This window comes from Desulfonema magnum, from assembly GCF_017377395.1.
In the GTDB taxonomy this organism is placed as follows: Bacteria; Desulfobacterota; Desulfobacteria; order Desulfobacterales; family 4be13; genus Desulfonema_C; species Desulfonema_C magnum.
Genome location: NZ_CP061800.1, coordinates 1,178,446 through 1,202,799 on the forward strand (window position 1 = coordinate 1,178,446; position 24,354 = coordinate 1,202,799).

Consider the following 24,354-nt stretch of genomic DNA (forward strand, 5'->3'; position numbering starts at 1 on the left):
CTGAGTTGTCAGAGATTTCAAACATGGGACGCATAACACGTTACACGGTATTTCAGGCATTATGCCTGCTATCATTTCTCTGTATCGCCGCGTGTACAGAAGATTCAAAAACGCTTTTTCAGCAATGGGATCAGAAAGGTGATGAGCATTTTAAACAGCGGAAATATGAGGCAGCCCTGGGTGCCTGGAAAGAGGCACTGAAAATTTATCCTCGGAAATCTGAGATTTATATAAAAATTGCAAAGACTTATCTTCGGATGGACTATCCTTCCGAAGCTGCCGAAGCTTTTCATAAAGTGGTCGCTTCGGAGCCGGATGCCTGGGAGGTGTGGCTCGAACTGGCAAAAATACAACTCGCTTTTCTGGATGTGGAAACGGCTGAGGAGAGCTGGCAAAGGGCCTGTCGCGGCGGTGACACATCTGACACCCATATTTTCCACGGCGATCTTATGAGCATAAAAAATCAGCCTGATGCGGCTGAAGCGGACTACCGGCAGGCCCTTTCCATAGAACCGGCATCTGAGACAGCCATGATCAGACTGGCTGTCTGCTGTCTGGTACAAGGGAAGACCGAACCTGCGGAAGCTGTCTATGAAAGGCTGGCCTCCCGGAAGCCTGATGCGACGGAAATCCTTTTGGAAATGAGCAATTACTGGGAACTCCGGGGAACCCTCAAGGAAGCTGAGGCGTATCTTCTCAAAGCCGTGCAGTCTGACCCGGAAAATATCAGACTCCGGAGAATGCTTGCCGAGTTTTATTTTAACAGTGATTCGTATGAGAAAGCCCGTGTGATCATGGATAAACTCATTAAGAAAAATCCGGCAAACAGGTTTATGAAGAAGTTTCTGGTCGAAATTCTGCTGGCGCAAAACCAGATGCCCGCGGCCCAGCTGATACTTGACCAACTTTCCAAGGAGAGAGAAGATGACTTGGAACTGCATCTGCTAAAAGGTAAATATTTTATGCTCACTCGCGCTCCCTCTTATGCTGTATCCCATTTTCTGGCAGCGTTGGAAAAAGACCCCGGCCTCCCTGTGTCTCATTATTTTCTGGGCCTTGCTTATCTGGCCGGCGGACAAATCAGTCTGGCCCGGGAGCGCATGATCAAGGTACTGACGACAGATCCGTATTTTTCCGAAGCTGACCTGGCACTGGCTGATATTCGATATAAAGAAAAAGCATTTGATGCAAGCCTGGAGCATGCCCGAAGGATTTACGAGAGGGAACCGGAAAACGTGCGGTCACACCTGATGATGGGGAATGTGTTTCTTGCCCAGGGGCGCTATGATTCGGCCATTCTCAGATTTGAAGCGGCCCGGCGTCTTTCTCCTGACATGGCAGCGCCTCTTTATTACAAGGCCCTGATCGCTGAATTATCAAATTATGATGAAAAAGCCCTTGAAATCTATGAGGCACTGCTGGAGCAGCATCCTGACTTAGCAGATGCATCCATGAGATATGCTCAGTTGCTCATCCGGACAGGGGACATCGAGATGGCAAAGCTGTGCGTTGAGGAAGCTGTAAAAGAAATGCCGCAGAACGGATTCCTTCATCATATACTGGGCCAGGTATATTTGGTTCTGGATGAGACAGAGAAAGCCAAAACGCATTTTGAACAGGCTGTTTCCGCTGAACCTGAATTGGCTGCCGCTTACCTGCGGCTGGCGGAAATCTATAAAAACAGTCAGGACCAGGAAAATATGATTCGGGTACTGAAAGCCTGCATCACCAATCTTCCCAATTTTCCCAAAGCTTATATTGAACTGGCAGATGCCTACAGACAGAAAATGTGGTTTAAAGAGGCCGCTGACACACTTGAAACCGCGATGACCCGAAATCCGGACTCTCCATACCTTGCCAATAATTTGGCGTGGCTTTTTTTGGAGCGGGACACAAATGCGGACAAGGCGCTCAAACTCGCCCGCTTCGCGTCCGAGCGTCTTCCAAAAGACGGGGGCGTGACAGACACTCTGGGCTGGGCGTATTATAAAAATAACACCGTTACCCAGGCAATCCTCACGCTCACGGAGGCGCGCTCCCTGGAACCGGAACACCCGCTGATTCATTTTCATCTGGGAATGGCCCTTTATGCCAGCGGAAAGATGCCGGATGCCACAGAGCGTCTGAAGCATGCGCTTGAATTAGGCTTGGAAAACCCTGAACGGGAACACGCGAAAAAGCACCTCAGACAGCTGCGAGGTCAGCCGGTCCCCGGTTCGCTATCTGACACTGTCCCGCTTTCGGAAAAACTCTATCAGGGATTGGAGGATGAGGCGTGGGAATAAGTGAATCAGAAATTAAGAGAAAGGAACCATAAAAGAAAAATGCAAAAACAAATACACTCAATTTATATTCAAATGGTTATATTGGCCGTGTCCTTCTCTGCCCTTTTTGGTAACACCTTTATCAAGCTGGTTCGTGACTGGTCCAATGACGATAATTATTCACACGGATTTCTCATTCCTTTCATTACTGGCTACATGATATGGCAAAAGAAAGAAAAATTATCCGAATACGTTTTAAAACCAAGCAATTGGGGGTTGTTTGTCATTGGAACAGGGATGCTGATGCATATCGCCGGAAACATCGGAGCGGAACTTTTCACCATGCGATTTGCTATTGTAATAACTATCCTGGGGCTGTCATTATATATTTTCGGAAAACAGATCAGTTGGGAAATCATCATTCCTATCGGATATCTGATATTTATGATTCCTATTCCTGCGATTATCTGGAATAAACTCGCGTTTCCGCTTCAACTGTTTGCAGCGGATTTGACAACTCAGGTCATAGAATTTATCGGCATTCCCATTCTTCGGGAAGGTAATATATTGCATCTGGCAGATGCTTCCCTGGAGGTGGTGGATGCATGTTCGGGCCTGCGCTCACTGACCTCTTTGTTGGCCCTGGGCGGAGCATTTGCCTATATTATTTCATTGCGAACCGTTAACAAATGGATACTCTTTTTATCAGCCATTCCCATCGCCATATTTGTGAATATCCTTCGTCTGACCTCCACGGCAATGCTGGCTCATCGGATCGGTATCAAAGCAGCCCAGGGTGCTATACATGAAACATCAGGCATACTGGTCTTTGTTATTGCGTTTATTCTTCTCTTTGTTATTTCTCTGACCCTCACAAAAATCGAATCAAAATTCATCTCTCCGTCATAAGGAAATTAAGTACCTGAGCAAAAGTTTTCTATACATCTTTTTTGCCTCGAACCGCGGAGAAACCCGGGTTTTTCCGTCACGGGCGGCAGGTCATTCCGGTAAGAAAAGCCGGGTTTCTTCCCCGGTAAAAATATCGAAAACTTATGGTTAGGTACTTATAACACCTTGATATTCTGGTCTGCTGATATGAGAGATGATGGCCGGTGTTGTTTTTTCTCCTTCCTTCGGTTATCTCGTTCCCACGCGAAGCATCTCTCGTTCTCATGGTTTGCGCGGAAGTGCAGGAGGAATGCTTCGCGTTCCGAACACCATCTCATACTCATGTATCTTGTTCTCACGCAAAACGTGGTAACGAGACGAACAAGCCGGGTCAATTCAGAGACCTGACTGAAAAGTATATTTTGTTTGGAATGATCTGAAAGCCGCGAACGCGGCAGAAAACAACAGAGGAGGTCAGCGGGTGTTACAGATGAGGAATGACCTCGACTTCCCACCTTTTTTTCAAATTATTCTTTCCCTTTGTTACCCGGGCAGAAGATGTGCCGGATTCAACGGAGATGACTTTCAAAAAAGTATCTTTTCCAACAACCCTGAGCCATTGCCCCATTCTGACGCCTGCTTCATATCCGATATTCAGTGTGACCTTATTCTCCGTTATCTCCGAAATAAGGCCCCTGAGCGGATAGCGTTCTGCCAGTTTTCTCAAAAGATTCTCGGAAAGTTCTTTTTTCTGGGCAAGTATGGGCTTGTTTACATCCAGTTCCTCAAACAGGTTATCAATCACGGTTCCTGTTTTTTTATCCACCAGCCGCATTAAAACAAGAGATTGTTCCTCATCCTCATACACTTCGAGAAAGAGAAGCACTTTCGGCATGAGGAGCTTTAACTGTTCAGGCTTTTCCCAAATCAGTTCCCGGAGGATGATATCATAAGATTTCCTCTCCAGTATTTTAAAACGGGAGTGTTCAATAAGCTGGTTCTGAATGGCAAACGCAGCCAGATTTTCTTTTTTTTTATTGGAAACAGAGAGTTGAGAGTCAAATATCATGGCCATCGTCAGAACTTTGGCGTTTTGTTGTTCAGCAGGCAGATTTGTGATTTTTGTCAGTTCTCTGAATAATGCCTCGGTTCGTTTCTGTTTTTTCTCGGCCTGGTTTGTAAGAAGTTCCTGTATCCTGATCTTTTGGTTCAAGCTGAATCCTTGGATGAAGTAATTGCCTGCAATGATCCCGGATACCAGGATAATGACTGTCAGAAACACAGTCAGCCATGTCTGCATTTCTTTTAATTTTGCTGTGTTCAGCGTGTAGTTAAACAATGTTCCTCTTGTCGCAGTGGCCCGGGTGATCGCAGGTTCGGGCGCGGACTGTTTCCGAGGGGCTTCATTTTCAGCAAAATAGCTGATTCTCGGATCCCCATATAAAATATAACTGGCCCAGCACGTATCAGGACCGTATTTGTCTATCAGATTGGTTCTCGCCTCTCTCACTGCTTTGCCCATGGGTGTTCCGTTGCTCAGAAGCCCGTAGAATTCATGGGCAAAATGGCTGCTGGGTTCGTCCATTATCTCCCAGAACGCGCCGAGATAATGTTTCACACCTGAACGCAAAAAAGCGTTTGCCAGCCCGAAAGATCCTTCGTCGGTCTTTTCTCTCCGTTCCCATGCGTCTGTGCGTGCGGACTGACACGCATTGGAAAACACAAGCGCCGGCATTGCCGAACTGCTTGCCATTTTATCAATGTCACTGACCGTGAAATTACCGTCTGCCAATTTCCATCCGCTTTGCCCCGGCCCGCTCTGATCGCTTTTTGAACTGTACTCGGCATGGCCTGCAAAATGGACAACATCATAACTTTTTATTCTTTCTTTTACCTCGTCCGGCGTGATCTCCGCGTCCAGGCAGGGATCAATCATATCTTCTTCCTGATTCAGCCGGGCCATGGTCTGAAAAAGCCTCAGCCCTTCCGAACCGGCAATATCAAGGTCTCCCCGGGGATTCGCCAGTATCCACATATTTAAGGGCTTTGTCAATGGGCGTTCATTGCTTTCCGCGATCTTTTGGCGGGTTTTTACCAGTCTGCCCATACTGAATCGCTGGCAGAGAAATTTATCATCCACGCAGAGCAGTTCCCACGGTATGTGAACCAAGCCGTCATCAAGTTTCAGCACCAGATACTCAGCCTCGGATTTCCTGAGTTTCTCTTTGATATCCAAGGGCAGCAGCTCATCGCATAACATCTGTCCCACAGCTTTGAGCTTTTCGAACTCCTGAAGCCCTCCGCATCCTTTTCTGCTGGCGTTGTTCAACGCCTCGGCCATGGAAACACTCGTCTTTTCGATCTTATCCATGGGAGCGGGCAAGTCCTCATAATGCCAAATGACATCCCGAGAGGTATGAATTCCTATCTTCAGGCGATTTTTCTCTCTCGCGGCTTCAAGATAAATCGTATTATTTTTCATAAAAACCTGCGTCGGTTATCTCAAAAGAGTAGCCCCCTTTTTCCACGGCATCCTGCTCCAGCATCAGACTGTAATTGCCAAAAGGCTGCCTATCAAAGAGTACATACTCACGGTCTCGTTTCAGAATCTGGCCAAACGGAAATTTTCCATCGCGTATCAGAGTGAGACAGACGTTTTTTGCGACATTATTATTTTTTGCGACCTTAACCCATATGCGTGCCGTATCATTTGCTTCCTTTTCAACATACAGCTCTGTTTGCAGTTCGTTGATTTCCTTTTTCACAAGCATAGAGCCCACATCCGACATTGCCCCGGAACGGACAGGCGAGGGTTCGTAATGGGGTATCCATTCAGGAGGTGCCAGTCCTCTGATCCATTCAGAGAATTTCTTCTTCAGCGTGTCCCCGACCTCTTGCAAAAGGCTCCGGACAAGTTCCATGGGACCAGGTTCATATTCAGCCAGTTCGCTGTCGTCCAACAAGGTTCTTGCCAAGACAAATTCTTCCAAACATTCATCGCACGCCGCGAGGTGTTTCTCCGTCTGATTTCTTTCTCTGTCCGAAAGATCGCCGCTGATATAATCGGCAAGAACATCCATATCAATGCACTGTAGTTTCATAATAAAAGCCTCCTTTACTGTAACTAATACACAGGGAATAAAAAATTCTTACATGCAAATCTTATGCTGACAACTTACTGTTAAAAAAGCTGTTTTTTTTTATCATTTTTATCCATAAACGCCGATATCCGAACACTGAGACAAGCGTATTCGGAAATCTGCCCGCTCAAAGATCAGAAGCGTTTTTTACAGCCTTTTTCCCTGCATATTCCATAGAATAATAAAATAGCAGAATAAGTCAATGGGGTAAAAGAAGTATTCAGGGGGGGGACAATTCTCCTTCTTCATACTCCTCTGAAACTTGGAACTTGAAACTCGAAACTTGAAATTCGACAGATTTCTATGTATGCGTATTTAACTGTTCCGAATTTCGAGTTTCAAGTTTCAAGTTTCAAGTTTCAAGTTTCAAGTTTCAAGTTTCAAGTTTCAAGTTTCAAGTTTCAAGTTTCAAGTTTCAAGTTCCGAGTTTCAAGTTTCAAGTTTCAAATCTAATCTTCTACTAATTTTTTCAGTCTTTTTATCGCTCTGGATTTTATAGTATAAATATTCCCGATTTCTCTTTTCATATATGAAGCAACATCCTGCAAAGAGAATTCATAGACATAATGGAGTTTGAACACCAGGCGTTCGACAGAGGGCAGTTTCTCCGAGGCTTCAACGATTTTCAACAGCTTTTCCCGGGCTTCCAGGCGGTTCACTTCCTTCTTCATGTCCAGTTCCTGTTTCATGTCTTCAAACAGCGTCAGATACTGGCGTGCGACAATACTGTGAGGATCTTTCCCCCTGAGATGATTTAACGCGGTTCTGTTTGAAATAAGAATAATCCATCCTGCAAGATTACATCCGCCCCCTTCTCTGTATTGTCTCAGGCGCCTGCAATCATCATCAAACAGTTGCACAAACACGTCTTGCTGAACTTCTTCAAGTTCCTCTCTGACCAACGGGGCGTTTTTAAAAATAAATGTCTTCTGGACGGTTTTATAAATCAGGTTCCAATATTGCCGAGTCAGTTTCTCGCATTTCTTATGATGTATGCACTCATGCAGAATTTCACGCTCTTCTTCAGGTGTAAGTTTCTTTTTCATCGAGTTATCACCCTGTCCCCTTGTTTGATTCTTTCAAATTCCTGACCATTAAGAGGCGCTGCCAGGTAATTGTCTTCCGCTATTCCCTCAACCCTGGCATCCCCGATAATTTTTGTATCAGATCCCAGCGAGTTTCCTGTGATGGGATTGTGTTCTGGTTCTGTTTTGCGATAGATAATAAGGGGCCATTTCATTGTTATTTCCCCCTTTTCAGGTATCCATTTTTCAGATGCCATGGTAAATCTTCCTTTTTCGATCTGAGTGATGCGGGCATCCATGAGAGGAAATGTTCTGTGGAATTTTTCCGCCAATTTTTCCGCCATAGAAGCCAGGGTCGGTCTGTCTTCGGATTCGCTGTAAACATCTTTTATTGCCAGAATCTCACCTGTTTTCACATCAACAAAACGTGCCACAATTTCTATCCCGTTTCTTGTTTTATAAACACTTCCTAAGAGCGCGGCGTCAGGTGTCAGACCTTTCTGTTCAAAGGCAGCATCTTCTGAAAAAACAACATCATTTTTATATTCAGAAAAAAATGTTTTCAATTCTTGCCGCAACAGGATCTGAAAGCGGTTATGATCAACAAGACGCTTGAGAAAAAGATGCTGAAAAAGCGTTTGCTTCCCGGACGGACCGTCCTCCAGGCTGTCAAAAAGATGCATGGCAAGGCAATAGCGATAATTCGGTTTAAACACCTGGGGAACTTCCCGATGGATAAAAATCTCTTTTACCGTGACATTGCCGAATTCATCTTCGGCCCTGATTGTAATCGTGTTCTTTCCGCTTTTCAATCTCTTAAGGCGGTTAAAAAAAATGACTTGTCCCGGGTGGGTAAGAACCGGCATGTTGTTCACAGTCAGCGATTCAATATTGTTTTCACCTTTCACATATCCTTTTATATATATCCGTTCCAGAAAAACAGTTTTCTGGTCAGGCCATCCCTGCACAATAATTTCAGGTTTTATCTGTTTTGAATTGTTAATTGCCGAACCGAAAACATCGGCTCCGGAATCTGTCACCACATCTATCTGCGCCAGCAGGGGCTGTGTTCCTCTGGCATCAGCCAGAATAGCCATATCACCATTGACAACGGCTTCTGTCTGATTTCCCAATTTATCTTTTGCCAGGAGGGTGATATATTTCTGACCTGCTTTCACAGGCACGGAAAAAGGCACTTTTTTTCCTTTCGGAACAGGCACATTTTCCCCGTCCGATGCAAAGCGTATCTCACCGGATTCATCATAAAGCCAGCCCGTTATTTTGCCTCCGGTATCAGGTTTTGTCAGAATGATAACCGGTCCTGATCGGTCAACACAGAAAATGAGCCGTTGTTTTGCCGTGCCGCCCAGAAGGTTTTTTGCCATAATATCAATTTCATGTTTTCCCTCGGCCAGCGTAAGTTCATTTCTGAATGTCACCACCTGTCCGGAACGTTCTATAAAAAAAGGTTTGTGTTTCAGGCTGATCTCTGAAACATATTGCTCATCTTCCGCTCTTCCTGAAATAACCACAGGGTCTGCTTTTGTCCATATTTCATCGAATTCATTCAGGGGAGAGTCCAGTATCACACGGGGAACAGATAAGGGCTGCTTTTCTTTTTCCATGATATGTTTGCGGACTTTGTCCAGATAGAAAAACGCCTTTTCAGAGGGGTATTGTTTTATGGAGAGTTCCAGTTCTGATTTGGCTGCATCATAATTTCCCATGAGATAATGTATCAGTCCTTTTTCCCGATGGGGAAAATAATCAACAAAGTGCATCCCGAAAGTCCGGGCCATTCTCTGATCTTCAAATCTTCCTTTCAATGTGTTATCCAGGTCAGAAAGGGCAGCCTCATAGCATTCGCCCTCCATGCAGGAAAGTCCTCGCTCATAATAATCATACCATTGCCCTGTAAAATTGCCACTTGCCTTGCAATAAGACTTCCGAGCCTTCACACAGACAGGATCAGGCGCAACCGCACAGCTGCACAATAATGGCAGCGTCAGAACCGATAAAACAAAAAAAAAGGTCATTACATTTCTCTTTTTATTTTTTTTCATCCCAATGCCTCCCTAAAATATGATCTGAAATTCATAGAAACCTGACATAACATTCCTGACACCCGTCCGAACTTGCCGGACTTTCCAGTCTGGCAGGAGCATTTTTGGTCAATAAATAATATTTTAACGAAAAATTATTTTCATATCAACAGAATTATGAAAACTCTTCCATTTGTCAACTTGTTGACAGCTTTTATTCAAAAATGCTATTTGTCTTTTTCTTAAAACAAGAATAATAAATGCAGTGTAAATATGAAAAGAAAAAGTGTTAGGTGTTAGGAAAATTTTAAAACTTTCATCGTTCGTTGTGACTGGCAGATCATGGCCATTGATATGAAAGGGGCCAGGGGCCATATGCATCAGGCTAAGAATGCGGGACGGCTGCCGGACGGGGTTTGCAACCCCGTCCGAAACGTTTGCAGGCGGCGATCCGGAAAATATTCCGGACGGGGTTGCAAACCCCGTCCGGCAAAATCAGAGTTAATAAAAACAGTAGGTTGTAATCTTAGCCTGATGCATATGGGCCAGGGGCCGGCTTTCATGGTTCGTTGTGACCGAAGGTCATGGCCGTTTATCAGTAAAGGAGCGCGTATGAACATTGAAAATGATCATACGCACCCATGAAAATCCCGGAAATTCGGGAACGTAAAATCAGTAGGTTACATTGATTTACAGAGGAGATATTATGAAAAAGAAAGTTGTGTTGTGTTTTTTTATTATTTTTTTGCTTTTCGGGTCTGATTTCACCTTTGCACAACAAAGGGATACAGACTTTGCATCTTCACCGAACCCTGTGGGGTCAGGAGCAAGAGCACTCGGTATGGGCGGCGCATTCATCGGAGTTGCTGATGACGCCACAGCAGCTTCATGGAATCCTGCCGGCCTTGTTCAATTAAAATGGCCGGAAATATCGGTTGTGGGAAACTGGTTTCATCGAACTGAGGACAGCACCCTCGGAACTGTCCCCGAGTCTAACGAATCCCAGAGTGTCTCCGAACAAGATATTAACTACCTTAGCATTGCCTATCCGTTCAATCTTTTCAATCGCAATATGATAGTTTCCCTGAACTACCAGCATCTTTACGATTTTACACGGGAATGGGAGTTTTCAAACCAGTTCATGGCTGATACTCCGGCGGGAAAACTGATAGCAGATGATGATACGAATTATGAGCGGGACGGAAGCCTTTCCGCCCTCGGAGTTGCTTATTGCGTTCAGATTGTCCCGCAGTTCTCCTTTGGTTTCACATTAAATTTTTGGGAGGATGATTTGCTCAATAATGAATGGGAAGAAAAAACCCATATTATGAGTACACAAACCCTGCAAGTCCATGGATTGCCTCCTGGGATACCAGTCGGCCCCTCTTCTGTTCATGATTATAAGATAAATGACAGATATTCATTTAGCGGTTTTAACGCCAATCTGGGCGTTTTATGGCACGCTACAGATAAACTGACCATCGGAGGGGTATTTAAATTTCCTTTTACAGCAGACATAAGGTACGAACGAAGGATATCAGAAAAAGTGACAGACAGCCAGGGCGAAACTCTGGATACCTTTTCATATGACTATGATGAAGAATTAGATATGCCCATGTCTTATGGCATGGGTGTTGCCTATCGGTTTTCAGATCAGTTCACGCTGTCAGCAGATGTTTACAGAACCGAATGGCAGGATTTCATCTACAAAGACTCAACTGGAAATGAAAAATCTCCTATCACAAACAAAGGTCCCGGGGAATCAGATATTGACGCCACGCATCAGATACGAATCGGAGCTGAGTATCTGTTTATAGATCAGACATCCGACTATGTGATTCCTCTCCGGGGCGGCATGTTTTATGATCCTGCCCCTGCTGAGGGCGGTCCTGATGATTTTTACGGCGTGAGTCTGGGTTCGGGTATCGCAGTGGGCCGTTATGTTTTCGATATCGCGTGTCAGTATCGGTTCGGCAATGATGTCGCGGAGTCATCCGTTCGATATTATGATTTTTCTTTTTCTCAGGATGTAAATGAATTCATGATGTATTCATCGCTGATCATTCACTTTTAGAAAATGACTTGTAAGAAAACAACTTCCCTTGTGTATTACTTAAATTGTGAGAAAGGTTGAATTCGTAATAAATCAAAGGGGATTTTATTGTGAAGAAAACAATAACAATTTTTGTTGCCTGCGTCCTCTGTATCTTTGTCTTTATGACAGATTCAGGAGACGCGGGCGCGGGATATAATCATTTCTGGGTCAGAGTGCTGGATGTTTATCATAATCCGGTAACAGACGCCCAGGTCATTGCCCGCAACACTGAAAATAATGAATACTATACACTGAGGTTCATGGGATGGGGATATTATAACAGAACACTTGTACCGGGAACATATGATGTCATCGTCAACGGCCGGTTACTTAAAAAAGGTGTTTATGCTAGTGCATACTGGTATGTAATGGTGACGTGTTATCTGTAACGATTGTTATATATCCGGCCGGGGGATTTTGAATTCAGGAGAGAAAATGATGATAAAAAACCAGATAACAGGGAAACAGATTTTCATCGTCTTTTTAGGCATGATGATGGCAGTGTTTTCAGTAGGTACGTCAGGCCTAGCAGATGATGATCTATCCGTTCCTGAATTACAGGTTGCCAAAAATGGTTCCGATACAAGCGGAGACGGCTCCCTGATCAGACCTTTTGCCAGCATCCGGGCGGGCATTGATGCCTGCAAAGAGGGCGGAATCGTCCTTGTCCACCCGGGAACATACTCGGAATCCATTGATTTCAAAGGCAAAAATATTACGGTTCAGTCTGTGGAAGGTGCTGAAAAGACAATTATAGATGGAAGCAAGTCCTCTGTTGCTGCTGCCCAGAAAAATACAGGGACCGTGAGCTTTCAGAACGGAGAGAATTCCAATGCCGTACTGAGCGGGTTTACAATTACAAACGGTTCAGGAAGCGGGATTTACTGTTATGAATCCGGCCCCACATTGGAATATTTAAAAATTACCAATAACAGCGCAACCTCCGGAGCGGGAATTTTCTGCGACGCGTATGCTTATCCTGTCATAAAAAGCACAGTTATTTCAAATAATTCTGTTATTAATCGGGGCGGAGGAGTTTACTGCAAAGCATTTTCCGCACCTGTTTTGAAAAATGTGGAAATTACGAGAAATTCAGCCCTCAACGGCGGCGGCATATATTGTGAAGCGTCCGGTCTTGTCCTGATATATGCGACACTTTCAGATAATTCAGCAGAAGATGGCAGCGGTATTTTCGCCGAAGGCGGCTGTAATGTGCTTTTGAAAAATAGCATTATCCGGGACAATAAGATTCTTTTTGAGAACGAGAGTGACACCCAAAGTATCTTTACTGTGTCTTATTCAAATATCCAGGGCGGACACAAAGGCATTGTGAACAGCGGGAACGTCTATACGCAGTGGCTGACCGGGAATTTGGATACGGATCCGATGTTTGCGGATCAGAAAAATGGCGATTATCATCTTACCCATTGCAGCCCGTGTATCGGAGCCGGGAAAGCAGATAATGAATTTTATACGGATGACGCGGCTGATACTGATATTGAAGAGAATGTATCTGATATCTATGCCGTATCGGACAGGGATATTGAAGGAAATCCTCGTCCTGATCCCGCGGGTTCTGATCCGGATATGGGAGCGTATGAGCACTCGCGAAGCACGCCAATATCGTGTCTGCCGCAGGATATTTATGTGGACACAAGTTTCACTGGCACAGAAACAGGAAAATACCATGCACCTTACAATACCATTACCGAGGCCATTTATGAGGCAAGTTCCGGAAGCACCGTTCATGTTGCAGAAGGCATATACAAAGAAGCATTGACAATTAACAATATTGACGACTTAAAGATAAAAGGGGGGTGGAACCCTGACACGCTGAATCACAATGATCCGCCAGACCCGACGTCCACTGTGATCATGGCCTTTGCCAGTTCTGCCGGGATTTATATAAATAACGCGGCCAATACGCTTATTGAGGGATTTACCATTATGGGAGATGACATTGGTGTCTATGTTCAGAACTCATCCGGTGCCGAGATACGCAGCAATGTCATTCGCATTGACTGCAATGCGGAATCCCAAGGCATACATTATGAGAACAGCAGTGAGGGACATATCGCACGGAATCGTCTTCATCTGGTTAAGGGAAAAACAGATAACAATTCCGCATATGCCATAACTTTGGAAAACCTTAGCGATAGTATCCGGTTGGAGAATAATATTATTTACCTGGAAGGAAATGTTATGACAGGTATCCGGGAGTTAGGCGTAAATGCCACGCCTGCCACGCTGTTAAACAACGAATTCTATGGAGATGAAAGCTCGGTTTTATACAATGACGGAAACAAACGGGGAACTGTCAGAGACTGCGTTCATCTGAATGATGCCACTCTTGATGATATTTCGGAGCGGGGGGGGAATTTTTGCACGTTGCTGCCGCCCTACTCACCTTGCATACCGCCGGAATGTGTTGATGTTGTAGTTATCCCCACGCCTGAGGACACAGATGAGGACGGAATGCCTGATAATTTTGAAATCTATTACTTTGATGACATCTCACAGGATGAAACCGGAGATGCGGATGATGACGGGCTGACAAACTCAGAGGAGTATGATCATAAAACAAACCCGAAACTTTGGGATACGGACGGCGATGGCATGAACGATGGCTGGGAAGTCAGCAATGGCACGCTTGCTTTTATTTATGACGCAAAAGAGGACCCGGATAAGGATGGTTATAACAATTTGCAGGAATATGAGGGCAATACCGGCCCGAATGATTCCCAGGCCCTTCCCCTTGCCAGAGCCGACGTCATCACCACCGATGAAAATACCCCTGTGAATATTTCTGTTCTCGACAATGACGCGGAAGAGAGGCTTACCATAATATCTGCTGAAAAACCCGACAAAGGACAAGTTGTTGTTGAGGACACGGCTGTAACTTACATACCCGCGGCAAATTTCGAAGGCACGGACCAGTTCCGATACACTGTGAAAAATAACAATGGTAATAACGCGACCACGACAGTAACGGTCTATGTCAGACCCGTATCCGTCCAAGAAAAATCCCTGCGTTTTGACGGCGCGGATGATTATGTTATTTACTATCCCATAGATAACTTCCCGTCAACAGAAATGACCCTTGAGTTTTGGATGAAGTTTTCAGGTAAGGGAATGGTAATGTCTTACGCGGTTCCCCGCGTGTTCACGGAAGAAGCCTTTTTCATTACCATTGATGAAAAATCATATCTCACCCTGGACAGGGGCAACGAGAAGGTGACAGGCCCTCTTGCTGTTGATGATGATGAATGGCATCACATCGCGCTGACATGGCAAAGTGAAACTGGTAACATCAAGGTTTTTAAAGACGGAACCGCGGCTTTTTCAGAAAGTTTTGCAAAAGGCCGCTCGATAATGAACGGCGGTTCACTGATGCTGGGCGGAAAAACGCCGTCTCCCGCGGACTACCGGGATATGGATGAGGCTTTTGAGGGTGAGATAGATGATTTCCGCTTATGGAATTATGTCCGCACACAGGAAGAGATTCAGGCGAACATGAACAAACATTTGCTTTCCCCTGACAGCGGGCTGGCCCTTCACTGGCGTTTTGACGAAGGCAGCGGGCAACTTGTTTTTGATTATTCGAACAATGGCAATCATGGTCAGCTGGGTTCGAGCGCGGACGCGGATGAGAATGATCCGCAGTACATTCGAACATCTCCGCTTGCACCGCGAGATATTTATGTGAATGCCATGCCCGGGGACACAACAGGATACAATACCATTACCCAGGCGCTTTCCATAGCCCCCCCTGGCAGCGTCATCCGTGTCGCCAAAGGGATGTATTCTGAACCGCTGACCATCAGAAACACCGACGGGCTGAGATTGGAAGGCGGATGGAACAGAGATACAGATACAGGAGAATGGTACCGGGATGATCCGCCGGACCCTAATTTCACAGCCATCATGGCCACTGAAAGCCCCGCGGCCATTCAGCTGGCGTATGCTCCCAATACAATAATTAACGGAATTACGGTGATGGGCGCTGAAACCGGCATGACCATCAGAGATTCCGAAAATGTGGAGATCAGCAACACCATTATCCACATCCCTGACCAGCATCCGAGTTCCAAAGCCCGAAGAAGCCTGAAATCCGGAACCCGTGACCAGACCCTCAGTTCCGAGGGAATTTCCTATGTGGGAACCAGCAGCGGACGTATCGCGTATAACCGTTTTCATCTGGTCAATACCGGTGGCTCGGCCTGTGCCATAACGCTGGATACCGCTGACAGCGATGTCATTATTGAAAATAACATCATCTATCTCCAGGGAAAAGACCTGGTGGGGATCCTGGAAACAGGGGCGGACGCGGCACCGTCCGCACTGCTGAACAACGAATTTTACGGAGATGAGACCGCAGTGCTTTACCGTTCCGGAAACAGAGGAGAAAATATCACAGACTGCTTACATCTGAACGACGGCACACTCAGTAATATTTCTGAACAGGGCGGGAATTTTTGCAATCTGACCCCTCCGTATTCTCCGTGCAGACCCCCTTGCGGTGATGTTGTCATTATTCCGTCCCCGGAAGATATGGATGAAGACGGAATGCCTGACAACTGGGAAGGGTATTATTTTAACGACTTATCCAAAGACGGAACAGGGGATCAGGATGATGACGGGCGCACAGACCTGGACGAATATAACAGAAGATCAAACCCGGTGGGCTGGGATGTGAAAGTCATCATTCTTCCCCAGGGTGCCACAGACGAAGGGGCCAGATGGAGTGCGGACGGCGGCGAGGTATGGCACGAAAGCGGTGAGACATATAATGTCTCCCAAACGTCGGAGGTTTCAATACAATTTAACACCATTTCCGGATGGGATACCCCTCCGACTCAGGTTGTGACGCCTGATGAGGGCCAGCCTGTCTCTGTTGTCGCCACCTACGCAATGAGCAATTACACACTGAGTCTGTCAAGGGTCGTTAATGATGAATGCAAGGGAAAGGTGAAAGTCAACGAAGATATTCGCAGCCTGCCGTGGAACGGGCAGTTTGTCTCAGATGAGACCGTGACCCTCGAAGCGATCCCCGACACGGGCTGCAAGCTGACCCAGTGGTGGTCCAGCGGTATTATAAGTACAACAAATCCCCTTGATGTGGTGATGAATGCGGACATGTCAATCAAAGTCGAGTTCGAGGAGATCGTGCCTCATTTTTCCCCGCCAAAAACAACCGCCACATATATGGATATAACGGGTAATATTTACGACAGTTCAGATCATATAATTGCTGACGGTGATGAAGTGGCGGCTTATGTTGAGGACGGAAACAGCGGACTGCTGATCGTGGGATATGACAGCGCATACTCGGCCGGTTATTCCATGCGCGTTTATGGTGATGACGCGGCAACGCCTGAAAAAGACGGAGCGGTCCCGGGGGATACGATTATTCTGAAAACATACAGCGCGAGCGAAGAGCGGGAACATGCTCTGATACTCCTCAGCGGTGAGAACATATGGGAAGAGGGTGTTTCAAAAAAATGGGATTGGAAATACCGGGTCAGCCAGAGAATCCCTCTCCATGTGGGTTGGAATCTTTTCAGCTTCAGCGTGAACAAGTGTTATTATGTGGGAACCAAACCTGAATGTGATATGATCGGGGGCATTGAATATGAACAGGTGAACAGCATTGGCAATGTTTTAGCTTCAATAGACGGCCAATATTCTTATGTCCGGGGTTTTGACTGCACCGGTGTCACGGCTTACCATCTGAGTGAGTGGAGCGATATGACGTATATGGCCGCGGGATATGGTTATGAGATCAAGATAAATGAAGACGCTGATGTGGATGAAAACGGGCTGATCTGGCTCGCATTTGATGGCGAACTCCTTGACGGTGACAAAGCAATACCCCTGCAACCAGGGTGGAATCTGGTCGGTTATCTCGGAAACAAGGTGCTTCACACAGGCAATGCTCCCGCGGCGGCTTTTCCGGAAAACAGGGTGATGTACCATATTATTTCCGACAATATTGGTGAGGCGTTCTGTTCCATTAACGATCAATACACATACATCAGGGGGTTTGATAAAACAGGTGTCAGGTCCTATAATCTGACGCCGTGGAGCGATCTGACATATGTCGGTCCGGGATACGCATACTGGATTAAAGTCAATGATGGGGAAAAGCCGAATCTGATATGGGACAGCCCGTGTATTGATAATTGATAATTGATAATTGAGAATTGAGAATTGATAATTGATAATTGATAATTGAAACTGGGAACCGGGAACCGGGAACTGGACGATCTGACAAGCAGGCTTCGAATTTTAAACTTCAAACTCCAAGTTTCAAATTTCAAATTTCAAATTTCAAATTTCGAGTTTCAAGTTTCAAGTTTCAAGTTTCAAGTTTCAAGTTTCAAGTTTCAAGTTTCAAGTTTCCAACAAGGGGAAGAATGGTGACAACGTTCAAATTTATTATCATTATACTGACTGCGCCATTGGTATTTATTTTTTCCGCTGCTTTTTCCTGTGCAGAGGGGCTGACCCATTTTACGGATTTCAAAAGGATTCCTTCGGGAGTATGCACTTATGCCGGAGAAGTAACCATAAACGGAACAAACGCTGCTGACGGAGAGGATGAGGTGGGGGTGTTTGTGGGCGATGGTAATGGCGGAGAACTTCTGGCCGGGGCAGCAGTCATCGGGGAAGCTTTTCCCGGTTATTATTTTGTTCATATTTACCCGGATGATGTCACGACTTCTGAAAAAGACGGTGCAGAAAGTCAGGAGGTGCTGATATTCAGGGTATGGGATAAAAGCGAGGATAAAGAATATAGTGTTCCGCCTTCTGCCCCCTACATGACTTACAAAGCAGATGAATTCCTTGTCCGGCCGTCTTTTCCTCCGCTATGGACAACAGGAACCGTCCTGGGTTTCGGTCTGTTAAACCTGGCTCCGCCCGTGATTCGGGCTGACACTGATGGCAGCGGAAATATTGATCTTAAAGATGCCATTCTGGTGCTTCAGATTATAACCCAAATTGATTCTGACAGTGATGTTTATGCTGATGCTCATGTCAGCGGTGATGGAAAGATTGGCGTGGAAGCGGCAATTTATGTGTTGCGGGTTGTTGCAGATGAATTGCAGCCAGTCGAATAAAAAAATCAGAACTGACGATCAGCAGCAATTCAGCATGTTAGGTACTGATCATAAATTTTTCGATATTTAACCGGGGAAAAAACCCGGTTTTTTTTTCACGAAATCAGCAAATGTAGGGTGGGTGAAGCGAAGCGCAACCCACCACCGGACATTCTGCCGGGCAAGGCTGCCGTATGATCTGTCGGGCAATGTCTCAAACAGGATCATCAATGAGGTGAGAGGCGTAAACCGGGTGGTTTACGATATCAGTTCAAAGCCGCCCAGCACCATTGAGTGGGAATAGTAAGAAAATCCTGACCATCGTGTTCCAGTTTCGCTAACATAAGACCGCCGAAGTTTTCAAAACCTCGGAGGTCTTTACCCGTCGATTTCAGCACGAACATTAAGAAATCCCGTAGGGACGACTATCCCGGCAATTCATTAGCAAACAGACTGTTTGACAGGGAGCGAAAAATGAGACAATCAGTATCTCATACTCGATTCTTCTGTCATTCCTTCGAAAGCAGGAAACCACCGCTCCCGGAAGCGTGATATCGGCCAGAAACGGATTCCTGCTTTCGCAGGAATGACAGGCTTTTTGTCCGGACCGGGTCAGAAAATCTGATTATCGAAAGTTAATTATTACAATCCCTCAATTTTCAGACAAGCAAAAATCATGCCAAATCCTTCATCGGCTGCACTGGCTTTTTACAGAACCCTCTTGATTCTTACAGACAGAAGTGCTATTTACAAAATTTGAAACGGACATAAAAGTATCGTGCAGTGTCCAAAATCCGGAAATAAGCCATCATAACCTTTTGAATCGGATTGTAAATATGGGGGCTATATCCATAGTCAGCAGATGGAAAATTCACACACTATCTCGTTCCACGCGAAGCGTGGGAACGAGATCACTAAAAAATTTTTCCATCTGCTGATATTTGAGACATCATCCCCAATCTGTTTTTTCCCGCTCATTCCAGATATGATAGTGTGAAGATAAGAATAAAAAGTTGTCCGTTTGAACGCACCACGACAATATTGGATAGAAAAAAAACCTGTTTACAGGAAAAGAATTGGGGGGTAGTAAGAAATCCGGCTTTTCCCCTGAACAACACATTTTCCTTTTCTTGGAAAAAGCCAGATTTCTCCGCCGCTCATTTTTTTTGTCCTGTACAGAGAAAAAAACAAAGTTAAGTACCCGATCAAAAGTTTTTTATACATCTTTTTTTCTGTGAACGGCGGAGAAACCCGGCTTTTTCCTTCACCGGAGGCGGATTATTCCGGGAAAAAAGCCGGGTTTCTTTCCCGGGCAGATATCAAAAACTTATGGTTAGGTACTTAATTGTTGTTGTAACGTGAATAACAATTCTTGCAACAGAATTTTTTATTAGTCAGTAACCATGCAAATATTAGACAACATAAATGCACTCTGGGGTGATGATCTGAAGCAGACGCTTAAACCGGGAGCAAAACTTAAAATCGTAGCCTCCTGCTTTTCCATCTATGCCTATGAAGCTCTGAAAAAGGAACTGGAGAAGGTCAGTTCGCTGAAATTCATCTTCACAGCCCCGGCTTTTGTGGCAAATGAAGTCACTGACAACATGTCAAAGGAGCGAAAAGAGTTTCATATTCCCAAGCAGCATCATGAGAGAAGCCTCTGTGGAAGCGATTTTGAAATTCAGTTGAAAAACAAGCTGACCCAAAGGGCCATTGCAAAGGAATGCGCCGACTGGATGCGGCATAAGGCTAAATTTCGCTCGAACAGAACCCAGGCTCCCATGCAGCAGTTTGCCTGTCTGGAGTCCCGGAACATGGCAGCCGCCTATATGCCCCTGCATGGGTTCACGGCTGTTGACCTTGGATATCAGCAAGGCGATGCGGTTTCAAATTTCATCACAAGATTTGATGATGCACCTTCCACACAGACCTGGCTGAACCTGTTCGAGCAGATTTGGAATGATGAGTCCAAGCTTGAGGATGTGACAGAAAATATCTGCGCGCATATTGAATCGGTCTATCAGGAGAATTCGCCTGAAAAAATATATTTCCTGATGCTTTACAACATCTTCAATGAATTTCTTGCGGATTTGAATGAGGATATTCTGCCCAATGACCTGACAGGTTATCAGAACAGCGCGGCATGGAAGAAACTGTTCAACTTCCAACGGGATGCCGCAACCGGAATTATCAACAAGCTTGAAAGTTATAACGGCTGCATATTGGCTGACAGTGTCGGCCTGGGAAAAACATTCACGGCCCTTGCTGTCATCAAATATTATGAACTGAGAAACCGTTCGGTTCTTGTCCTGTGTCCCAAGAAACTGGCGGATAACTGGCTAAATTATAACCGGAACCTGAAGACGAACATCCTGGCCGGGGACCGATTGAATTATGATGTCCTCTGCCATACGGATCTTCAGCGAACAAGCGGGGAATCATTCGGAACACCGCTCAACAGGATAAACTGGGGAAACTATGACCTCGTGGTCATTGACGAATCGCATAATTTCCGCAACAATGATGCCTTCAAAGACAAGGAAACCCGCTACAAAAAACTGATGAACGCTGTCATTCGGGAGGGTGTCAAAACCAAAGTTCTGATGCTTTCGGCAACACCGGTCAACAACCGCTTCAATGATCTGAGAAACCAGCTCGCCCTTGCATACGAAGGCAATTCGGAAAACCTGGGCAAAAAACTGCGTATCGGGAAAAGCATTGAGGAAATATTCAGACATGCCCAGACCCTGTTTAATCAATGGTCCAAGCTGCCGCCTGGGGAACGTACAGCGCGAGCCATTCTTGATGCCCTTGATTTTGATTTCTTCGAACTCCTGGACAGTGTCACCATTGCCCGCTCCCGCAGGCATATTGAAACTTTTTACGATACCACGGAAATCGGAACCTTTCCCACCAGACGTAAACCCCTGTCTTTCAGATGTCTTCTCACAGAGCGTTCCGATGTCATGAATTTCAATGATATCTATGATCACTTGTCTCTTCTGAAGCTTTGTGTGTATGCCCCGGTCAGCTATATTCTGTCAAGCCGCCTGAAGAAATACGAGGATATTTATGACACCAGCATCAGGGGCGGAAAAGGAAGACTTCGCCAGGCCGACCGTGAAAAGAGCCTGCAATCGCTCATGACCACCAACCTGCTCAAACGTCTGGAAAGCTCGGTTGAATCCTTCAGGCTGACGCTCGCCAGTCTTTTGGAAAACCATGAGAAAATGCTTGCTGAAATTGAGCGGTTCAGGAAATCGGAGAAAGACGCATCCATCCATGGTTTCGCAGATACCCTGGGTGATCTGGAAGATGAGGACGATGATCTTTCAGGGCTGGGCGATTTCATGATCGGCGGCAAGGTCAGAATCCGTCTGGCGGATATGGACTTGTCTTCATGGGAGCATGATCTGAAATGTGATCATGAGCTTATTGAAAGGCTTCTTGGCTCAATGCTCAGGATAGGGCCGGAAGATGATGCCAAGCTTCAGCATCTCAGGAGTCATATTGAGCAGAAGATCGCCAAACCAATCAACCCCGGAAACCGGAAAGTCATCATTTTTACTGCGTTTGCAGATACCGCAAACTATCTTTATGACAATCTTTCCCGGAAATTTTTGAAAAACGGCATTCACTCCGCCAGGGTGACAGGCAAGGATGCACCCAAGACAACCTTGAAAAAGGGGTACGACTTTCAGGCGATTCTCACGCTCTTTTCCCCCCGCTCAAAGGAAAAGAATCTGATTCTGCCCAATGAATCCGGGGAGATTGATATCCTGATCGGCACGGACTGCATATCCGAGGGCCAGAACCTTCAGGATTGTGATTACCTGATAAATTATGACATTCATTGGAATCCGGTGCGAATTATCCAGCGTTTCGGGCGTATTGACCGCATTGGCTCTCCGAATGAATCCATTCAACTGGTGAATTACTGGCCGGATATTTCATTGGATGAATATATAAACCTCAAAGAACGGGTTGAGAACCGGATGATCATTGCAGATGTGACCGCGACCGGGGATGACAATGTGTTATCTGCACAGTCCAATGATGTTTCCTATCGCAAAGAGCAACTGCGCCGCTTGCAGGAAGAAGTGATCGAACTGGAAGACCTGAAAACAGGGGTGAACATTATTGACCTGGGGCTTAATGACTTCCGCATGGATCTGCTCAATTATGTGAAGGCAAATGGTGACTTGTCTCGCGTTCCCAATGGTATGCATGCTGTTGTTCCGGCAAAACCGGATCTGGGACTTTTTCCCGGGGTGATCTTTGCCCTGCGTAATCGCAATGCCGGTGTGAATGTCAATCAGCATAACCGCCTGCATCCCTATTATCTGGTTTATATTGACAATCATGGGGAGGTGATTGCCAACCACACAGAGGCAAAACGATTGCTGGATATGGTCAGGGCCGGCTGCAAGGGCTTGGATGAACCTGTTCATGAGGTTTGCCAGGGCTTCAATGCCGAGACAAATGACGGGCGTGAGATGACACGCTATTCTGATTTGCTGGGTCAGGCGATTCGCTCCATGATCGAGGTCAAGGAAGACAAGGATATTGACAGTCTGTTTACTGGGAGCAGAACCACTGCATTGGTGGACACCATTGCGGGACTGGACGATTTTGAACTGATAAGTTTCTTGGTCATACAGGAGTCCGAGGCATGAATTTTTTGTACGATTTCCCTGGAAATGCGGCTTTTGGCAAAGTGCTGCCCAAAAATAAGATTTATGGACATGCCTCACCTACTGCAAAAGTCAGGGATATGTTTGTCAGGGAAGTGAAAAAGATTGTCTGGTCCTACAAACTGTCACCGGAAACCATTAATCTGCCAGCCAGGGACAGCATACAGGAAATTCAGGTATTCACCATAGTGCTGAAAACCGGGACCCTGAAACATGAGGTGCTTTGGACCATTGACAAGGTCATCCCCTCCCCCATATTTTTCGTTCTGGAGTTTGAAAAAAGAACCCGCTATGCGGCCGCGTATAAACGCCAAAGCGAGGCAGATGAGCGTAAATGGGTGGTGAGCCGCTATTTTGAGAGCGATTGGTTCTTTGATGACACGAGGAGGGTTGCCCTGCCAGTGGTTTTGGATCTCGGGACGCTGTATCACGCCATGCTGGGAAGTGTCATTCCGCTTTCCGCACGAAAACACGAAATTTTTGATGAATTTGTCTTCCGGGCGGAGAGATTGAATATGAAGGAACAGGAACTTGTCAAGCTGGAGGCAGGTCTGAAAAGGGAAAAGCAGTTTAACCGTAAGGTTGAGATCAATGCAAAGATCAGATATCTTAAAAAGGAAATTGAGGAGTTTAACCATTAGACAGTTGCCTTGGGAATAAAGCGGAGTGCGGAAATGGAGCCGCTAGGCGGAATTTTCGCGTTTTGTGGCCGCGAAAATTCCGCCTAGCGGCTCCATTTTCGCACTCCCTTCCACTCCTTTGCAGTTTAACCGTAAGGCTGAGATCAATGCAAAGATCAGATATCTTAAAAAGGAAATTGAGGAGTTTAACCATTAGACAGTTGCCTTGGGAATAAAGCGGAGTGCGGAAATGGAGCCGCTAGGCGGAATTTTCGCGTTTTGTGGCCGCGAAAATTCCGCCTAGCGGCTCCATTTTCGCACTCCCTTCCACTCCTTTGCAGTTTAACCGTAAGGCTGAGATCAATGCAAAGATCAGATATCTTAAAAAGGAAATTGAGGAGTTTAACCATTAGACAGTTGCCTTGGGAATAAAGCGGAGTGCGGAAATGGAGCCGCTAGGCGGAATTTTCGCACTTTGTGGCCGCG

Annotated in this window: 16 protein-coding genes and 1 pseudogene; 13 read left to right on the forward strand and 4 right to left on the reverse strand. The window is 45.8% G+C overall.

The genetic code is table 11. The features are described from left to right. Positions 1-23: 23 nt before the first annotated feature. On the forward strand, positions 24-2,285 hold the full coding sequence (locus dnm_RS04740; protein ID WP_207681554.1) for a tetratricopeptide repeat protein: 2,262 nt from the start codon (positions 24-26) through the stop codon (positions 2,283-2,285). 39 nt (positions 2,286-2,324) lie between these two features. Next, positions 2,325-3,173 carry an exosortase A gene (gene xrtA / locus dnm_RS04745; RefSeq protein WP_207681555.1) on the forward strand — a complete coding sequence of 283 codons (849 nt, stop codon included), beginning with the start codon at positions 2,325-2,327 and terminating at the stop codon, positions 3,171-3,173. Between the two features lie 463 nt (positions 3,174-3,636). Here the strand turns inward: xrtA and dnm_RS04750 are convergent, their stop codons facing one another. Continuing rightward, complete coding sequence (locus dnm_RS04750; protein ID WP_207681556.1) at positions 3,637-5,634, reverse strand: CHAT domain-containing protein; 1,998 nt, start codon at positions 5,632-5,634, stop codon at positions 3,637-3,639. Continuing rightward, positions 5,624-6,253, reverse strand: a complete 630-nt coding sequence (locus dnm_RS04755) for an anti-sigma factor family protein (RefSeq protein WP_207681557.1) — start codon at positions 6,251-6,253, stop codon at positions 5,624-5,626. The genes dnm_RS04750 and dnm_RS04755 overlap by 11 nt, the downstream gene beginning before the upstream one ends. 342 nt (positions 6,254-6,595) lie before the next feature. On the opposite strand from dnm_RS04755, the gene dnm_RS04760 reads away from it, so the two are divergent. Further along, positions 6,596-6,745, forward strand: a complete 150-nt coding sequence (locus dnm_RS04760) for a hypothetical protein (RefSeq protein ID WP_207681558.1) — start codon at positions 6,596-6,598, stop codon at positions 6,743-6,745. Here dnm_RS04760 and dnm_RS04765 read toward each other — a convergent pair. Together dnm_RS04765 and dnm_RS04770 are read right to left on the reverse strand one after the other, a co-directional pair. Beyond that, a complete protein-coding gene (locus dnm_RS04765) occupies positions 6,742-7,338 on the reverse strand; it encodes an RNA polymerase sigma factor (RefSeq protein WP_207681559.1) in 597 nt (198 codons plus the stop codon). The two genes, dnm_RS04760 and dnm_RS04765, sit on opposite strands and share 4 nt — an antisense overlap. Beyond that, on the reverse strand, positions 7,335-9,380 hold the full coding sequence (locus dnm_RS04770; RefSeq protein WP_207681560.1) for a tetratricopeptide repeat protein: 2,046 nt from the start codon (positions 9,378-9,380) through the stop codon (positions 7,335-7,337). The genes dnm_RS04765 and dnm_RS04770 overlap by 4 nt, the downstream gene beginning before the upstream one ends. Before the next feature lie 685 nt (positions 9,381-10,065). Here dnm_RS04770 and dnm_RS04775 point away from each other — a divergent pair. The 10 genes and pseudogenes from dnm_RS04775 to dnm_RS31140 all read left to right on the forward strand — a co-directional run bounded on the left by dnm_RS04775 (position 10,066) and on the right by dnm_RS31140 (position 24,281). Beyond that, on the forward strand, positions 10,066-11,433 hold the full coding sequence (locus dnm_RS04775) for an OmpP1/FadL family transporter (RefSeq protein WP_207681561.1): 1,368 nt from the start codon (positions 10,066-10,068) through the stop codon (positions 11,431-11,433). Positions 11,434-11,522: 89 nt separating this feature from the next. Beyond that, entirely contained in the window at positions 11,523-11,843 is a 321-nt protein-coding gene (locus dnm_RS04780; RefSeq protein ID WP_207681562.1) for a hypothetical protein, read from the forward strand. Between the two features lie 46 nt (positions 11,844-11,889). Then, on the forward strand, positions 11,890-17,640 hold the full coding sequence (locus dnm_RS04785) for a LamG-like jellyroll fold domain-containing protein (RefSeq protein ID WP_207681563.1): 5,751 nt from the start codon (positions 11,890-11,892) through the stop codon (positions 17,638-17,640). Positions 17,641-17,685: 45 nt separating this feature from the next. Beyond that, positions 17,686-17,877 (forward strand): hypothetical protein, encoded by a 192-nt coding sequence (locus dnm_RS04790; RefSeq protein WP_207681564.1) that lies wholly within the window; start codon positions 17,686-17,688, stop codon positions 17,875-17,877. Then, positions 17,871-18,575, forward strand: coding sequence for a hypothetical protein (locus dnm_RS04795; RefSeq protein WP_207681565.1), 705 nt, complete (start codon positions 17,871-17,873; stop codon positions 18,573-18,575). Before dnm_RS04790 ends, dnm_RS04795 begins: the two co-directional genes overlap by 7 nt. A gap of 160 nt (positions 18,576-18,735) precedes the next feature. Further along, positions 18,736-18,858: pseudogene (locus dnm_RS04800) on the forward strand (GMP synthase (glutamine-hydrolyzing)); the annotation flags it as partial. 1,099 nt (positions 18,859-19,957) lie between these two features. Continuing rightward, positions 19,958-23,230, forward strand: coding sequence for a helicase-related protein (locus dnm_RS04805; protein ID WP_207681566.1), 3,273 nt, complete (start codon positions 19,958-19,960; stop codon positions 23,228-23,230). Beyond that, positions 23,227-23,889, forward strand: coding sequence for a DUF4391 domain-containing protein (locus dnm_RS04810; RefSeq protein ID WP_207681567.1), 663 nt, complete (start codon positions 23,227-23,229; stop codon positions 23,887-23,889). The genes dnm_RS04805 and dnm_RS04810 overlap by 4 nt, the downstream gene beginning before the upstream one ends. A 64-nt stretch (positions 23,890-23,953) precedes the next feature. Further along, the gene (locus tag dnm_RS31135; RefSeq protein ID WP_276571851.1) at positions 23,954-24,085 is read left to right on the forward strand and encodes a hypothetical protein; all 132 of its coding nucleotides are present in this window, start codon (positions 23,954-23,956) and stop codon (positions 24,083-24,085) included. Between the two features lie 64 nt (positions 24,086-24,149). Further along, positions 24,150-24,281 (forward strand): hypothetical protein, encoded by a 132-nt coding sequence (locus dnm_RS31140; protein ID WP_276571851.1) that lies wholly within the window; start codon positions 24,150-24,152, stop codon positions 24,279-24,281. The last annotated feature ends 73 nt before the right edge of the window (positions 24,282-24,354 follow it).

Coding starts and splice junctions, on each gene's coding strand:
- dnm_RS04740 (WP_207681554.1), top strand. CDS start 24: ATGGGACGCATAACACGTTACACGGTATTTCAGGCATTATGCCTGCTA.
- dnm_RS04755 (WP_207681557.1), bottom strand. CDS start 6,253: ATGAAACTACAGTGCATTGATATGGATGTTCTTGCCGATTATATCAGC.
- dnm_RS04785 (WP_207681563.1), top strand. CDS start 11,890: ATGATGATAAAAAACCAGATAACAGGGAAACAGATTTTCATCGTCTTT.
- xrtA (WP_207681555.1), top strand. CDS start 2,325: ATGCAAAAACAAATACACTCAATTTATATTCAAATGGTTATATTGGCC.
- dnm_RS04760 (WP_207681558.1), top strand. CDS start 6,596: ATGTATGCGTATTTAACTGTTCCGAATTTCGAGTTTCAAGTTTCAAGT.
- dnm_RS04795 (WP_207681565.1), top strand. CDS start 17,871: ATGGTGACAACGTTCAAATTTATTATCATTATACTGACTGCGCCATTG.
- dnm_RS04810 (WP_207681567.1), top strand. CDS start 23,227: ATGAATTTTTTGTACGATTTCCCTGGAAATGCGGCTTTTGGCAAAGTG.
- dnm_RS04805 (WP_207681566.1), top strand. CDS start 19,958: ATGCAAATATTAGACAACATAAATGCACTCTGGGGTGATGATCTGAAG.
- dnm_RS04765 (WP_207681559.1), bottom strand. CDS start 7,338: ATGAAAAAGAAACTTACACCTGAAGAAGAGCGTGAAATTCTGCATGAG.
- dnm_RS04770 (WP_207681560.1), bottom strand. CDS start 9,380: ATGAAAAAAAATAAAAAGAGAAATGTAATGACCTTTTTTTTTGTTTTA.
- dnm_RS04750 (WP_207681556.1), bottom strand. CDS start 5,634: ATGAAAAATAATACGATTTATCTTGAAGCCGCGAGAGAGAAAAATCGC.
- dnm_RS04775 (WP_207681561.1), top strand. CDS start 10,066: ATGAAAAAGAAAGTTGTGTTGTGTTTTTTTATTATTTTTTTGCTTTTC.